The following is a 17254-nucleotide window of genomic DNA, read 5'->3' as shown; positions in this document are numbered from 1 at the left end:
TATTTCAGGAACGTGCGCGCACGAGGGCGCGCACGGGACGGGAACAGGAGACCTGTTCGCCGCAGAGGAGAAGTTACAGCTAACAGGCGGCAAACACGGTAGACACGCCAGGACTTCTTTTGTCGCAGGCGGAAATTCGCACCTACGGCAGGTCGGAGAAGTGCACCTGGTTAGCCACGGCGGTCACGAGCAAACCCTGCGGCCCCGGCGTGATAGCTGTCAGCCGCGCGCCCATCGGCAACTGCCGCAGCGGCACCGTGAACGTGAGCGCCCCGCGCAGCAGGGCCAGCGAGATCGTCGGGCCGCCGCCACCCGCGCGCTGCACCGAGACCGGCGTCACCGCGATACCGTCCTCGATCGGCGCGACGGACACGACCACCGTCGCGGGCACCGGAATCCCCTCGATCGAGAACGTGCCGGTGACGCGCAATCCGTCCGGACCCTCGGCGATCGTCTCCACACCCTCGGGCGCGTAATCGCGGACCGTCTCGTAGGGCACCCGCGCCGTCGCCGTCGCGGTGGCCGCCACCATGGTGTCGGTGCGGCCACCGAGCAGGTCGGTCAGCGGGGCCGTCACATCGCGCAGCGCGACCTCCAGATCGCGGACCGAGATGTTCTGGTCGGTCCAGTCGCCGACGCGGATGTCGACATCGGGATAGCGGCCCTCGGCGGCCTGGGTGAGAAAGGGAAAACCGCCGATGCTCACCTCGGGTTCGGGGCTGAGCGTGTATTCGGTGGCGATGCGGCGACCGATCTCGTTCTGTGCCAGCACAACCGCCACGCGGTCGCCGGCGACCAGTGCGAGCGCCAGCACGACGAGGGAAATCAGCACTGTGCGCATGCGCTCACCTGTTCGGCCATACCTCCATCATGCTGTGCTCCGGGCCGGTCGTCGATCGATCCCCGAGATGTCGGAGGGTGTCTGTAGCGTCATCGACGTGGAAACAGGGGAACGCATCCAAGAACTCGCCGACCGCATCGTGGCGCTGCGCGACGCCTACTACCAGGGCGCGCCGCTGGTCGCCGATGCCGAATACGACGCCATCGAGGACGAACTGCGTGCCTTGGTCGCGGCGCACCCCGAGCTCACTCCCGACCCGAACCCGCTGGATCAGGTGGGCGCCCCCGCGGTGCTGCATGCACCGATCCGGCATTCGCGGCCCATGCTGTCGCTGGAGAAGGCGACCAAGCCCGAGCAGGTCGAGGCGTTCTTCAACCGGTTCCCCGGCCAGCCCGTGGTGGTGATGCCCAAGCTGGATGGGCTGTCGCTGGCGCTGGTGTTCGAGGAGGGTCAACTGGTGCGCGCCATCACCCGTGGCGACGGCACCACGGGTGACGATGTCACCATGCTGGTCCGCGCCCTGGTCGACGGCGTCCCCGAGCGGATCGAGGCGCCGGGGCGGGTGGAGGTGCGCGGCGAGGCGGTGATGCTGCGCTCCACCTTCGCGGCCTACAACGCGGCACACCCCGACAAACCACTGATCAATCCGCGCAATGCCGCCGCGGGCACCCTGCGCGCCAAGGATCCGGCCACCGTCGCCGAACGACGGCTCCAATTCTTCGGATTCGACCTGGACAGCTCCGATGGCGAAGCCGCCGTTGATCTGGAAGAGGGCCTGCGCGCGCTCGGGATCGAGGGTGCGCAAACGTGGTACGGCTTCGACGCCCAGCACGCGCAGGAGGCGATCACCGCGGTCGAACAGGGCCGCAACGACCTGGATTACGATCTCGACGGTGCGGTGCTGCGCCTGGCCGATCGAGATGCCTACGCGGCGGCCGGAACTCGCTCGAACTCCCCGCGTGGCGCGCTGGCGTTCAAATTCGCCGCCGAGGAGAAGACGACGCTGCTGCGCGAAGTCGTCTGGGATGTCGGCAAGACCGGCAAGATCGTTCCCGTCGCCTGGTTGGAGCCGGTGTTCGTCGGCGGCACCACGGTCACCAAGGCCACGCTGGCCAATCAGGAGGTCATCCGCGCCCGCGACATCAAGGTCGGTGACACCGTGCTGGTGCGGCGCGCGGGTGATGTCATCCCGTTCGTGGCCGGCGTGCTCGACGCGGCCGCCCGCACCGGAGCCGAACGCGAGATCCTCGCGCCGACCGTTTGTCCCTCGTGTGAGCAGCCGGTCACCGAGCAGGGCAACAGCCGGGAACTGTTCTGCACCAATGTCGCCTGCCCCGCGCAGACGGTGCGCCGGCTCATCCACTGGGCCTCACGGGCGGCCGCCGATATCGATGCCATCGGGCAGGTCTGGATCGAGCGCCTGGCCGCCGCCGAGATTCTGGAGCACCCCTCCGACTTCTACACCCTCACCAAGGAGCGCCTGCTCGAATTCGACCGCATCGGTGATGTCTCGGCGCAGCGCATGATCGATTCGATCGACGCCAGCCGTCAGGTCGGGCTGCGTCGCGCGCTGATCGGCCTGGCCATCCCCATGGCCTCCGACGGCACCGCCGCCCGGCTGGCCCGGGCCGGTTTCGGCTCGCTGGAGGAGGTCGCCGACGCCGGCGAGGAGCGGCTGGTCGCCGTGGAGGACATCGGCCCGAAGGTCGCCGCGTCCCTGGTCGCCCATCTCACCCGCCTGCGTCCGGAGCTGGAGCGATTGCGCGCGGCGGGCGTCTCCCTCGATGTGCGCGCGGAAGATCTGCCGCCGGTGGTAGCCGCGGGCGCCCCCCTCGCCGGCAAATCCGTCGTCATCACCGGCGCCATCAGCGACCCGCGCTCCGGCGAAAAGGTCGCCCGCCCCACCTTCCAGCGCCTCTGCGAACAGGCGGGCGCGACCGCCGCCTCCTCCGTTTCCGCCAATACCGACCTGCTCATCACCGGCGCCGGCGTCGGCGAAAGCAAACTCACCAAGGCCGAAAAACTCGGTGTCGAAGTCGTCGATCAGGGCGAGATCTGGAAACTGCTGATCGACGCGAAGGTCGTCTAGGCCAGGCGCACCCGGAGTACGCGACGCCGATCGGGCGTCAGTGAGGCATGGTCCGGCCCTGCGCGCCGGATCGGGGCTGCCGTCACAGTGTCTGCCTGGGCCCACTTTTTGGGGCATGTCGGATGACCGCGTGGTCAGTACTGTTCGATGACGTATTGCCACGCTTGGGTAGTCAGTAGCGTTCAGGGGGTGGCCATGGCATGTGGCTGTCACCCAGTCCGGGACTCGACACCATGGCTTCTGCTGTGGACGTTTCCGTCGTGTATCTCCTTCCCCGGCTGGCGTATTCGCGGGAAGGTGTTCGGGCAGCGTGGAACAGAGGATGCCGTTGACGGCGGCGCAGGTCGAGATATGGGATGCCTGTCGGTCGGATCCGGCCCGTCCGATGAATTTCGCCTCGTACGTGGATCTCGAAGGCGATCTGGACCGAAAGATGTTGCGGGAAGCGGTCATTGCCGCCGGAATCGAACTGGGCTCTGGATTCGTGCGGCTCGAGAACGACGGCGATCGACTCTGGCAGGTCGTTGAGCCGCGTGTTGACGAGGAACTCGAGTACATCGACTTCCGGACCGCTGTCGATCCGGAATCGGCCGGTCGGGGATGGATGCTGCGGGCCACGGGCCAGCACCTGGATGTGCTGACGGACCGGCTCGTCAGTATGGCGGTGCTGCGAATCGGGCCGACCCGATGGTTCTGGTTCTTCCGTGCCCATCACATCGCTATGGATGGGTTCGGCGTGACGAACCTGTTGAGACGTACGGCGGAACTCTACTCGGCAGAAGTCGCCGGCCTGCCACGCGAGCCGGTGTCGAGTGACGAACTCGATGCCGTAGTCGAATACGACCTCGCGTATCGCGGTAGCTCTCGCTTCGATACCGATCGAGACTATTGGCTGGCCCGCGTATCGGAATACCAGGACAGCATCGGTGCGGCTGAGCCCACGGTCGCGGCAGCGCCGGTGAGCGGCGTCACCGCCGCGGAGCTACCCGCGGACGCCGATCTGCACTCAGCGGCGTTGCGGTTGAATACCGTGGATTCAGTGCTGTGCATAGCGGCCTTTGCCGCTTATCACGCGCAGGTCAGGAGTACGCCACAGGTGGTGTTGAGCCTGCCTGTCGCCGCGCGCACAACGGCGCTATTGCGTCGCAGCGCGGGAATAGTAGCCAACGAGGTGCCGCTGTGCGTGCGTGTCGAACACACAGCCACGGTGTCCGAGCTGCTGCGTGAGGTGCAGGTCGCGGTGAGCGGAGCGTTGCGCCATCAGCGCTATCGCGGAGCGGATATTCGCCGCGATCTCATCGAATCGGGGCGCCTTGTCAGAGGCTTCGGGCCGCGGATCAATGTCGTACCGCTCGACCGGGACGTCAGGCTCGGTGCTGCCAACGGACAGGTACACGCACTGTCCACCGGTCCGGTCGACGATCTGGTGGTGAACATCTATCGCGGTGCCGGGCGGCGGCGACATCAGGTGATGTTCGAGACGAATCCGAACGTCTATTCGGACCAGGAGGCGCACCGCCAGCACACCCGGTTTCTGGGATTCCTACGGCGATTTCTCGCGTCGGATGGCGATGCGCAGGTCTGGGAGGTCCCACTTACCGACCTCGACGAGGCCGTACGGATGGTGGACCAGTGGAACTGCACCGGCTTCGAGATACCCGAGGGGCTCGTGCCCGCCATGCTGGATGCTCAGGCAGCCCGCACGCCGAACACAGTCGCGGTAGAATGTGGCACAGTCTCACTGACCCACGGGGCACTCGCCGAACGCGCGAACCAGCTTGCCCGCTACCTCATCGAAATCGGTGTCGGTCCGGAATCCCTTGTCGCACTGTATATGCGGCGGAGCGTGCACGCGATGCTGGCCATGCACGCCGTGGTGCGGGCCGGTGGTGCATGGGTCTCCATCGATCCCGGTCATCCGTCCGAGCGTTCCGAGCAATTGCTACGGGCCACTCATCCGGTCGCTGTGCTCACGGACTCCGCCGACCGTGCAGGTCTGCCACCCGACGTCCACTGCGTCGAGATCGATACTCTGGATTTGTCCGAGTACGCGAAGGCGTCGATTACCGACGAACGTCGAACGTCGTTGCGTGGTGCGAATACCGCCTATGTCATCTACACCTCCGGTTCGACCGGTGAGCCCAAGGCCGTGGCGGTCACCCACTCCGGGCTGATCAATCAGATGCGCTGGATGCGCAGTGCGTTCGACCTGAACGAATCCGATGTCTGGCTGCACCGGACGTCCAATAGTTTCGACGTGTCGCTCTGGGGGTCGTTCTTGCCGATGCTGGTCGGCGCTCGAATGGTGCTGGCCACGGCTGAGGAGTGTGAGAATCCGATTCGGCTGGCGGAGTTGATCGCCGAACATCGGGTCACTGTAACCGACTTCGTGCCGTCCATCCTCGATATGTTTCTCGCCGTTGCCACGAGCGAGCAGTGCCGCACCCTGCGTCGCGTATTCGCGGCCGGTGAAGTGCTCTCCCCGCACACAGTCTCGGCCTTTCGAACCCTTGGTTCGGCCGAGTTGCACAACCTCTACGGCCCCACCGAGGCAACGATCGTTGCCACCCATTGGCCGGTCAGCCCGGCCGTCTCCACCGTGCCGATCGGTGGTCCGATCTGGAATACCCGTGTCTACGTGCTGGATTCGCGGCTGCGCCCCGCGCCTGTCGGCCTTCCGGGCGAACTGTATATTGCAGGCGTTCAGCTGGCCCGCGGCTACCTCGGTCGTCCCGGAACGACCTCGGATCGATTCGTCGCCAACCCGTTCGGATTCGGCGACCGCCTGTACCGCACCGGTGACCGCGTGATCTGGCGTGAGACCGACGGCGTCGGCATTCTCGAATATCTCGGTCGCACCGACTTCCAGATGAAGTTGCGTGGTCTCCGCATCGAACCGGGCGAGATCGAGACCGCATTGCTGTCGCTCCCGGCGATCGCGCAGGCAGCGGTCGCCGTCCGGTCCGATACCGGAAGAGGCGATCGTCTGGTCGCCTACCTCGTGCCAGCGCACGGAGTTATCGATGTGCAGCAGGTGAGGTCGGCGCTCAGTGCGTATCTGCCCTTCTATCTGGTTCCTGCCGCGTACGTGATACTCGAAACGTTTCCGCTGAATTCGAACGGCAAACTGGATCGCCGCGCGTTACCGGCACCGGAGTTCGAGGCTGCCACGTTCCGCGCGCCATCGAATCCGGTCGAGGAGATCGTGGCATCGGTGTTCGCCGCGGTGCTCGGTGTGCACCGTGTCGGCCTGGATGACGACTTCTTCGATCTGGGTGGTAACTCGCTGGACGCGATGCGGGTCACTGCCCGGCTCGACGCTGCGCTCGGTTCGCGCATCCAGGTGCGGACCCTGTTCCAGGCGCCGACCCCCGCCTCGTTGGCGGCAACGCTGAGTACCTACTCCCGTACTGGGATCACCAGCATCGACCTGGGCTCTATGGCTCGACCGGATCCGATTCCCCTGTCATACGCTCAGCAGCGGATGTGGTTCTTGAACCGCTTCGACCCGGTCTCGGTGGCCTACAACGTCACCGCCGCGGTGCGCCTTTCCGGCGCACTCGACGTGAGCGCACTACGAACGGCGGTGGCCGATATCGTTGCGCGCCACGAGGTACTGCGAACGCTGTATCCGACGCAGGGCGACGGGATTCCACACCAGGAAATTGTGCCTGTGGGACAAGCAGTTCCGGATCTGGAAGTGAGGGCGGTCGATTCGAGCCGGGTCATGGCCGCAGTCGTGGACGTGGCGTCATCGGTCTTCGATGTGACTCGGGAGGTGCCGCTGCGGGTGGTCTTGTTCCAGGTCGAAGGAGGGTCGCCCGGTGGCGCGGATGCCGAGTTCGTCCTGGTGACGGTGGTGCACCACATCTCCTGCGACGGTTCGTCCATGGCGCCGTTGACCCGAGATCTGATGACGGCCTACGCGGCGCGTGCCACCGGCGCGGCGCCGGGGTGGGAACCGCTCACGGTGCAGTATGCCGACTACTCCGTGTGGCAGCGCGCGTTGCTGGGGCGTGAGGATGACCCGGAATCGTTGCTGTCCAACCAGATCGGCTATTGGAAGCGGGCGCTGGCCGGATTGCCCGATCAACTGGATCTGCCGTCGGATCGGATCCGGCCTGCGGTGCAAACGCTGATCGGCCGCAGTGTCGCGGTGTCGATCGATGCCGAGATCCATCGTGGGCTGATCGAATTGGCGCGCGATGAAGGCGCGACGCTGTTCATGGTCGTGCACACTGCGTTGGCGGTGTTGCTGGCCAGGTTGGCGGGTACCGACGATATCGCGATCGGTACGCCGACGGCAGGGCGCGGTGCGGCGGCGCTCGATGATGTGATCGGTATGTTCGTGAATACCTTGGTGTTTCGCACTCAGGTCGACCCGGCGGAGGCCTTCGCCGATCTGCTCGCACGTCAACGTGAGAACGATCTGCAGGTATTCGCCAATGCCGACGTACCGTTCGAGCGACTGGTCGAGGTGCTCGATCCGATCCGTTCGCGGGCGCGTCATCCGTTGTTCCAGGTGGGCTTGTCGTTCCAGAATCTGACCGAGGTCGGTGTCCAGATGCCCGGGCTGGACGTGACACCGATCGTGTTCGACACCGAGGTGTCGCAGTTCGATCTGCATTGGATCGTCGCCGACCACTACGACGAGTCCGGCATACCGGTCGGCATCAGGGGTGAGTTGACCTATGCGGTGGGCATGTACGACGAGGCTACTGCACAAGGTTTTGTCCACCGGTTCGTTCGTCTGCTTGAGCAGATTCTGGCTGCACCGCACATCGCAGTCGGTGACATCGACCTACTCGATGCGATCGAACGCGATCGGATTCGAAGCGGCGGCAACGAGACCCGAGACGAGGCCGATTCGGCGGTGACGTTGGTGTCGCTGCTGGACGCGGCCGTGGCGTCCCACCCGGAGGCGGTGGCCGTCGTCGCCGATGAGGCAAGCGCCGATGCCACCCTGCTCGGCACTCCACGGTGGCGGGTCTTGACCTACGCCGAACTCGACGATGAGGTCAACCGCTTGGCACGGTGGCTGATCGCACGCGGCATCGGTGCGGAAGATCGGGTGGCTCTGGCCATTCACCGGTCGGTGGATCTGGTAGTCGCCATGTACGCGGTGGCGCGCACAGGTGCGGCATACGTGCCGGTGGACGCTTCGCAGCCACGTGAGCGTCTGGAATACATCCTCACGGCTGTCGCACCGTCGTGTGTACTGACTACGTCCGCAATACTCGATTCCATTTCTGTGAGTGCGGAGCTGGATTGGGTGGCCGTGGATGTCGTGGACGTGTCCGATCGCCGCGGCGATGCGCTCGCGCCGGCCGAACTGGTTCGTGAGTTCGGCGCCGCCAACACCGCGTATGTGATCTTCACGTCGGGTTCCACGGGCCGGCCGAAGGGGATGGCGATCGACCATGCGGCGATCGTGAATCAATTGCGTTGGAAGGTAGGTGAATTCGGTCTCGGCGTCGATGAAACCTTCTTGTTGAAGACTGCGGCCACATTCGATCTGTCGGTGTGGGAATTCTGGTCGGCGGTGGCGTGTGGGGGCCGTTTGGTGGTCGCGGCACCGGATCGGCAGCAGGATCCGGCCTATCTGAACCAATTGATTCGTGACACCCGGGTTACGACGCTGCATACCGTGCCGGCCATGCTGGAAGGCTTGCTCACAGAGGCCGATGGGACTCTCGGCGATTCGCTGCTGCGGGTATTGGCGATCGGGGAGGCTTTGCCGGCTTCGTTGGCACAGCGGTTCCTTCGTGGCAATACCGCCGATCTGTTCAATCTGTACGGTCCGACCGAAGCCGCGGTGTCGATCACCGCGCACCGGGTGACCTCAGCGGACGAGGCTTCCGTGCCTATCGGTGTGCCCGAGTGGAACTCGCGGATCTATGTGCTCGACGCGCGACTGCGCCCGGTGCCCGACGGCGTGACCGGTGAATTGTATGTGGCCGGTGTGCAATTGGCGCGTGGCTATGTCGGTCGTGCCGAGCTGACGGCGGATCGGTTCGTAGCGAATCCGTTCGGCGTGGGTCAACGTATGTACCGTACGGGCGACTTGGTTGCCTGGCGCAATGGTGTGGTGGAGTTCCACGGTCGTTCTGATTTCCAGGTGAAGATTCGGGGATTCCGGATCGAGCTCGGCGAAATCGAGGCCGCGTTGTCGGCTCTGCCGGAAATTGTCCACGCCGCAGTGATCGTGAAGTCCGATCCCGAGATCGGTGCACGCCTGGTGGCCTATGTGGTACCGACTGTCGAGGCCGCAGGGTACCTGGACATCGAACAGTTGAGTTCGGCCGTGTCCGCGCTGCTGCCATCGTATATGGTCCCGAACGATTATCTGATTCTGAGCGAGTTTCCGCTCACCGCCAACGGCAAGCTCGATCGGCGCGCACTGCCGGACCCGGGATTCCGGGTCGCCACCTTCCGGATGCCCACGTCCCCGATGCAGCGGATCGTTGCCGACGTGTTCGCCGAAACTCTGGGAATCACACAGGTGGGGCTGGATGACGATTTCTTCGCGCTGGGTGGTAACTCGCTGGTCGCGACCCGAGTGAGCGCTCGGCTCGGGACCGTGCTGGATGCGCAGGTTCCGGTGCGGAAGTTGTTCGAGGCGCCGACGGTGCTGGCGTTGGCAGACGCGCTGGGCTCACTCGAGCGCACAGGACGCGGGGTCGAGCTCGGCAGGCTGGCCCGTCCCGAGCCTCTGCCGCTTTCTCTTGCCCAACAGCGCATGTGGTTTCTGAATCGTTTCGACGCCGGTTCGGCGACCTACAACGTACCGATCGCAGTGCGGTTGACCGGGGCACTCGATGTGGCGGCATTGCGATCAGCGATGGCGGATCTGGTCGAACGACACGAGATTCTGCGCACCGTCTATCCCGATACCGAATCCGGCCCGGTACAGGTGATCCTGTCGGCTACCGACGCCGTGTCGCACCTGGATGTGTTGCCGGTGGCGGCCGCGGACGTCGAATCGGCGGTCGGCGAAGTAGTACTCAGGCCATTCGACGTCACCACTGAGGTGCCGGTCAGGTCCGTGCTGTTCCAGTTCGACGGGGCGGTACCGGAGTACGTGCTCGTACTGGTCGTCCATCACATCGCGGGTGACGGCTCATCGGCGGCCCCATTGACTCGCGATCTGATGACGGCCTACGCGGCCCGGACCCGGGGAGTGTCGCCAGGCTGGGCACCCCTCAGGGTGCAGTACGCCGACTACTCGGTCTGGCAGCGTGCATTGCTGGGGAGCGAGGACGACGCCGGATCGATGGTCGCCACGCAACTGGCCTACTGGCAGCGGGCGCTCTCCGGCCTGCCGGACCAACTGGACCTGCCCACTGATCGGCCTCGCCCCGTTGTGCGATCGTTCGCCGGTGGCCGAGTCGAACTGAGTGTCGACGCGACCACCCACCGAGCACTGATCGAGCTGTCACGTGCGGCGAATACGACATTGTTCACGGTGGTGCACACTGCTCTGGCAGTTCTGCTTGCCCGACTGTCCGGTGGCGACGACATTGCGATCGGCACACCGGTCGCGGGGCGCGGCGAGCCTGAGCTCGACGACCTGATCGGGATGTTCGTGAACACGGTTGTGTTTCGCACCAGGATCGAATCGAGTGAGCCGTTCGACCGATTGCTCGCGCGGCAGCGCGATATCGACATCGAGTCGATAGCCAACGCCGACGTTCCCTTCGAGCGGCTCGTCGAGCTGCTCAACCCGGCGCGCTCGACCGCGCGGCACCCGGTATTCCAGGTCGGTCTGTCATTCCAGAATCTCGCGCTGCCGACGCTGGACCTGCCCGATCTCACCGTAACCGGGTTCGATATCGATACCGAGCTCACCCAGTTCGATCTGCATCTCATCGCCACCGACAGATACGACGCGGCCGACCGGCCGAGGGGCATTGACGGATTCTTCACCTACGCCACCGACATCTTCGACCGCGACACGGTGCAGGCGTTCGTCGACAGATTCGCACGACTGCTCGGTGAAATCACCGCGGTGCCGAGCACACCGGTCGGTGACATCGAGTTGCTGGATCCGATCGAGCGCGCAGACTTGGTGCTCGCGCGTAACCGAACCGGGCAGGCCCTGGCTGTCGGCGAGACGCTGGTGTCCCTGCTGGATCAGACCGTGTCCGCGTACTCGAAGCGCACCGCGCTGATCACCGACGACAGTGCCACGATGACCTACGCAGATCTCGATGTACGGGTCAATCGCCTTGCCCGGCACTTGATTTCGCTCGGCGTCGGGCCGGAATCCCGGGTTGCGCTGGCGCTGCGTCGTTCAACCGATCTGATCGTATCGATGTACGCCGTCGCCAAGGCCGGTGGTGCCTATGTGCCGATCGATCCGGATCAGGCAGGCGAGCGGACGAAGGATATTCTCGACGTCGCTGCACCGGTGTGCGTGCTGACCGATGCCGACGCGGGATTCGTCTCTGATGCCGTGCCCACGGTGGCCGTGGACGATTTGGTTCTCGACGTCGTGGATGGGGCACCGCTTCGGGACGAGGACCGGGTAGCGCCGCTGCGTGCATCGAACACCGCGTATGTGATTTTCACGTCGGGTTCGACGGGCCGGCCGAAGGGGGTGGCGATCGACCATGCGGCGATCGTGAATCAATTGCGTTGGAAGGTAGGTGAATTCGGTCTCGGCGTCGATGAAACTTTCTTGTTGAAGACTGCGGCGACATTCGATCTGTCGGTGTGGGAATTCTGGTCGGCGGTGGCGTGTGGGGGCCGTTTGGTGGTCGCGGCACCGGATCGGCAGCAGGATCCGGAATACCTCAACGAGTTGATGAGGCGAGAACGGGTGACCCTCCTGCATGCGGTCCCATCGATGCTCGACGTCTTGACTGTCGGCGCATTCCCGACCTCGATACGCCGGGTGCTTTCCATAGGTGAGGCATTGCCCGGCAGTCTGGCCCAGCGGCTCCTGCGACACAATTCGCCGATCGAGCTGTTCAACCTGTACGGCCCGACCGAGGCGGCAGTGTCGATCACCGCCCACCAGGTGATCCGCGCGGATTCTGCCTCCCCGCCCATCGGCTCGCCCGAATGGAACTCGCAGGTATACGTGCTCGACGCCCGGTTGCGGCCGGTGCCCGAGGGGGTCTGCGGTGAGTTGTATGTGGCGGGAACGCAATTGGCGCGTGGCTACCTCGGCCGTGCCGATCTGACGGCCGAGCGTTTCGTAGCGAATCCGTTCGGCGCGGGCACGCGTATGTATCGCACCGGGGATCTCGTCGTCTGGCGAAGTGGTGCGCTGGAGTTCCGCGGGCGTACCGACTTCCAGGTGAAGATCCGTGGGTTCCGGATAGAGCTGGGGGAGGTCGACGCCGTCCTGGCTACGCACCAGGATGTCGATTTCGTGGTCACCGTCGGATGCGAGCGGCACTCCGGTGCGACGGTCCTTGTCTCGTACGTGTGTGTCGGGCGCGACTGTGCACCCGATCCCGCGGCACTCATCGCCTTCGCCGCCCGACGGCTACCGTCGTACATGGTGCCGACGGCGGTTGTCGTGCTCGACGAGCCGCCGCTGACCCCGGTCGGCAAACTGGATCGAAGCGCCTTGCCGCCGCCGGTATTCGCCGCGACCACCTATCGTGCTCCCACGACTTCTGCTGAGCAGCTCGTCGCCTCGATCTTCGCCGAGGTCCTCGCGGCCGAGCGGGTCGGCATGGACGACGATTTCTTCTCGCTCGGCGGCAACTCGCTCATCGCGACGCGGGTAATCGGGCGCCTCAGCGCGGCGATGGGAATTCGGTATCCGATTCGACTGCTGTTCGAAGCACCGACGGTGGCGGGTCTTGCGGAACAGGTCATGCGGTATCGCGGGGCGCGCTCGCGGCCCCCGCTGATCGCTGGCCCGTACCGGGAACCGATCCCGCTCTCACCCCCGCAACAGCGGATGTGGCTGCTCAACCGGGTGAACCCGGGCCTGGCTACCTACAACATTCCGGTCGCGATCCGGTTGACCGGCGCTCTCGATATTCCGGCGCTCGAGTCCGCGGTGACCGATGTGGTAACCCGGCACGAAGTGCTTCGAACTCGGTATCCGGAACAGGACGGGCGTGCGCGGCAGCAGATTCTGCCACCGACCCGGATCGAGTTCGAACCGGAGGTAGTCATCCCGGAACGGCTGTCCACTCGCATCGGCGAACTCGTCACGCAGGGATTCGACGTCACTGTCGGGGCGCCGGTGCGTGCCGTCCTCCTCGAATTGGCGGCGGACAGTGAATGGGTACTCGTCTTCGTGCTCCATCACATCAGCGCGGATGGTTGGTCCATGGGCCTGCTCTCTCGAGATTTCATGCTCGCTTACGCTGCGCGAGCAACCGGTATGAACCCGGACTGGGCGCCGATGCCGGTGCAGTTCGCCGATTGTGCTCGATGGCATCGTGAGCTGCTGGGCAGTCCGGCCGATCCGGGATCGCTAGCTGCCGCCCAATTGGCCTTCTGGAGTGACGAATTGGCCGGGCTGCCGGAAGAATCCACATTCGCCGGCGACCATCCTCGTCCGCCGGAGTCCTCCTACGCCGGCGCAACAGTTCACTTCACGCTCGACGCGGCGACCGCGGACGGCTTGCGCGCCGTGGCCGAGCGATATCGCGTGACCATGTTCATGGTCGTGCAGACCGGGCTGGCGGTCCTGCTGGCGCGGCTGACCGACAGCAGGGATGTGGCGATCGGCACGCCAGTGGCGGGGCGTAGCGAGGTCGAAATGGACAGTGTGATCGGCATGTTCGTCAATACGCTGGTATTGCGAGCGCGCATCGATCCCGCCGAATCGGTTGCCGCGCTGCTACTTCGGCAACGAGACGTCGCAGTCGCCGCTTTCGCGAACGCGGATGTGCCGTTCGACGCCGTGGTCGACGCGCTGGCGCCACCGCGCGTACCGGCACGGTCGCCGTTGTTTCAGGTTGCCTTGGCCTTTCAGAACCTGCCCCGGGTCGATCTGGCGCTGCCCGGCGTCCGGGCCCAGATCCTCGATGTGCCCAGTCCGACAGAGAAATTCGACCTGACCGTAACCGTCGACGACAGTGCCGAAGGCGATCTACCCATAGCGATCTCGTATTCGACCGACCTCTTCGACGAGCCGACAATCCGCCGCGTCGGCGACCGGCTGCTACGAGTGTTGACCGGGATTGTCGCGGATTCCGCCCAATCGGTCGCGGATATCGATGTGTTTCTCGACGGGGAGCGCGACCAGATTCTGCGGCAATCGAGCCGTCCCGGTATAGGTGAGCAAGACGACGCCACTCTGGTCGACCTCATCGACGCACAATGTCGTGCGACTCCTGACTCGAACGCGGTCCGCGCCGGTTCGACGACGCTGACCTACGCCGAACTGTCGGAGAAAGCCGATCGCGTAGCCCATCACTTGGCTGGATGTGGAGTCGGCCCAGGTGATCTGGTGGCCGTGGCACTCGAGCGCACAGTGGACATCCCGATTGCGCTCCTGGCGGTACTGCGGGTGGGCGCCGCCTATCTGCCTATCGATCCGGCCTACCCTTCGGGTCGGCTCGAATTCGTGCTGGCCGACGCCGGGCCCAGCTGTGTGCTCACCGCCGATCGGCTGCGAGCCGAACTGCCTGTCGGTAATACCCCGGTGGTGCTGGTCGAATCCGTTGATGACACAGTGAATCCCGCGTTCGACAGGCCGGTCGCTCATCCCGACGATCTCGCCTACGTCATCTACACTTCCGGCTCCACCGGCACGCCGAAAGGCGTAGCTGTCACCCATCGCAATGTCGTACATCTGCTCACGAACGCGCTCCCGCTGTTCGAAGCCGGCAGCGCCGATGTATGGACCGTATTCCATTCGTTCGCCTTCGATTTCGCTGTGTGGGAACTGTGGGGTGCACTGTCCACCGGCGGGATGGCGGTGATCGTGGACCACATCACGTCGCGTTCGCCGGACCTGTTCGGGGACCTGCTGATTCGCGAGCGTGTCACGATGCTCAGCCAGACCCCTTCGGCTTTCGGGCAATTCAGCGAAGCAGTCCGTGGCACCGGCCTCAGCGCGCTGACTTTGCGATATGTGGTCTTGGGGGGCGAAGCCGTGGATTCGGGCAGAATGCGCGACTGGTACAGCCGCTACGGCACCGACACCCCGCGCGTGGTCAATCTCTACGGCATTACAGAAACCACCGTTCACGTGACGATCTGCGAACTGGACGAATGGGCGGCCACATCGTCGTCGAGAACGGTCGGGCTGAGCCTGCCCGGAGTCGGGGTCCATATCCTCGACAGCCGAGTGCGCGTGGCACCGACCGGGGTCGACGGGGAGATATACGTGGCCGGAGCACAAGTCGCGCGCGGCTATCGTGGGCGCCCCGGGCTGACCGCCACCCGCTTCGTCGCCAACCCGTTCGGCCCGCCTGGATCCCGCATGTACCGATCCGGCGATCTCGGCCGCTGGGGGATCGGGCTCGAATATCTCGGCCGGGCGGATCGCCAGGTGCAGTTGCGTGGATTCCGCATCGAACCGGGCGAGATCGAAGCGGTTCTCGCCGCGCTCGAGAGCATCGCCGAAGCGAAGGTGATCAGTCGCGGCAATCGGCTACTCGCCTATGTCCGGGCGAGCGATGAATTCGATACGGCGCAGGTGTATCGCCAGATCGCGGTACATCTCCCAGCCCATATGATCCCGGCGGCCGTCACGCCGGTCACAACCTGGCCGCTCACGGTCAATGGGAAGCTGGATATCGAAGCATTACCCGAACCGGACTTCACCGCCCGCGGTACCGGACGGGCGCCGCGCACCGAACACGAATCCACTGTCGCGGCCCTGTTCGCCGAGGTGTTGGGAGTACCCGCGGTCGGCATCGATGACGACTTCTTCACGCTCGGTGGCGATTCGCTCAGCGCGGTTCGGCTGCGGGCTCGTTTTCGCGAGGTGCTCGGTATGGACCTGACGGTGCAGCAGATCTTCGAGGCTCGGACCGTTGCCGCGCTCGTCGGCGTGCCGGTCCGTCGCGATGGCCTACCTGCCCGCGCCGGAATCGGCTACTCCGATCCCATCCCACTTGCATTTCCGCAACGCCGGCTATTGGAGCTCAACGAGTACGAGCGCCGGGCACCTGGCCCGGGCCGGGCCTACGTCATGTCCCTGCGCTTCACCGAACCTGTTTCACCGCAGGTCGTGCGGCAGGCCCAGTCCGATCTGGTAGTTCGCCACGAGATCCTGCGCACCGTGTTTCCTGGTATCCAGCGGGTGTTGCCCGGTGCCACCATCGATTTCGCCAGCGTGGTGGCAGACGAAATCCCCGCGGCCATCGCCGCCGATATCGGGCTGCCGTTCGACGTCCGCGTCGAGGTGCCACTTCGGATTCGCTGCTACTCCGGCGCAGAATCCAGTGCGTTGCTGATCATGTTGCATCACATCGCCGCTGACGGCTGGTCGGCCGCCCCGCTCATCCAGGATTTCGCTACCGCCCTGCACGCGCGCGGCGAGGGCACAGCGCCGCAGTGGCAGCCGCTGCCCATCCAATACGCCGCGCACGCGGCGTGGCAGCAGGAAATACTTCAGCTGCTCGGCACTGCGTCACCGATCGACACGCAGCTCGCGTATTGGACGGCGGCTCTCGAGCATCTGCCCGAGGTCGTCCCGGCGCTCCGGCGCCGGCCCGGTGTCCAGCCGGAGGCCGGACAGGTGTACCTGGGCGTGGACGAGGAGAAATATCGATGCTTGGCGGCCTTCGCCAACGCTCACGACACCAGCGTCTACATGGTTGTACACACCGCCTACGCGCTGATGCTGACCGAGTTCGGTCTCGGATGCGATCTGGCCATCTGCGCGCCCACAGCCGGTCGCACCGAGCCGGGAATGGAGGCCGCCATCGGCCGATTCACAAACTTCCTGGTGATACGGACCGATGTAGCCGGAGCGCCGGCATTCCCCGACCTGTTGGCCAGGGTCCGGCAGACCACCCTGGCCGCTCTCGACAATCAGGACATCCCCTTCGAGTTCCTTGCCGATCACCTCGGGATTCGTCCTCGGCTTCGGCTCCGGCTGGCATTTCAGAACATCCCGGCTGCCGACCTCGACCGCGCGGGCCTCGCCGCTCACTGGGTACCGGTCGCTAGCACGAACCCGGCCGATTTCGACGTCTCCCTGATCTTGTCCGAAGTCCAGCCGCCCGGGAGAGCCCAATCGCTGTGGGGTGTGCTCGAGTACGCCGCCGACGTGATCGACGCAGGGACCGCGGAGAAGATGAAGAACAGATTCGAGGAGATCATGGTCGAGCACGTCTACTCGTATCGATGACGCCTCGAGGGCACTATGCCACGCTCGCCGGACCGCCGCACAG

Annotated in this window: 3 protein-coding genes; 2 read left to right on the top strand and 1 reads right to left on the bottom strand. The window is 65.1% G+C overall.

Annotated features, from left to right (window positions below):
• Positions 1–142 precede the first annotated feature (142 nt).
• Positions 143–841, bottom strand: a complete 699-nt coding sequence (locus ACFVMC_RS30815; RefSeq protein ID WP_379216129.1) for a DUF2993 domain-containing protein — start codon at positions 839–841, stop codon at positions 143–145.
• A gap of 97 nt (positions 842–938) precedes the next feature.
• Here ACFVMC_RS30815 and ligA point away from each other — a divergent pair, with 97 nt between their 5' ends.
• Complete coding sequence (gene ligA / locus ACFVMC_RS30810; RefSeq protein ID WP_379216127.1) at positions 939–2930, top strand: NAD-dependent DNA ligase LigA; 1992 nt, start codon at positions 939–941, stop codon at positions 2928–2930.
• A 310-nt stretch (positions 2931–3240) separates the two neighbouring features.
• Positions 3241–17211: an amino acid adenylation domain-containing protein gene (locus ACFVMC_RS30805; RefSeq protein WP_379216125.1), complete on the top strand. Its 13971-nt coding sequence runs from the start codon at positions 3241–3243 to the stop codon at positions 17209–17211.
• Positions 17212–17254 lie beyond the last annotated feature (43 nt).

Source organism: Nocardia sp. NPDC127579, assembly GCF_042672005.1.
GTDB lineage: Bacteria > Actinomycetota > Actinomycetes > Mycobacteriales > Mycobacteriaceae > Nocardia.
This window is presented reverse-complemented; position numbering and strand designations above follow the sequence as displayed.

Coding starts and splice junctions, on each gene's coding strand:
- ACFVMC_RS30815 (WP_379216129.1), bottom strand. CDS start 841: ATGCGCACAGTGCTGATTTCCCTCGTCGTGCTGGCGCTCGCACTGGTC.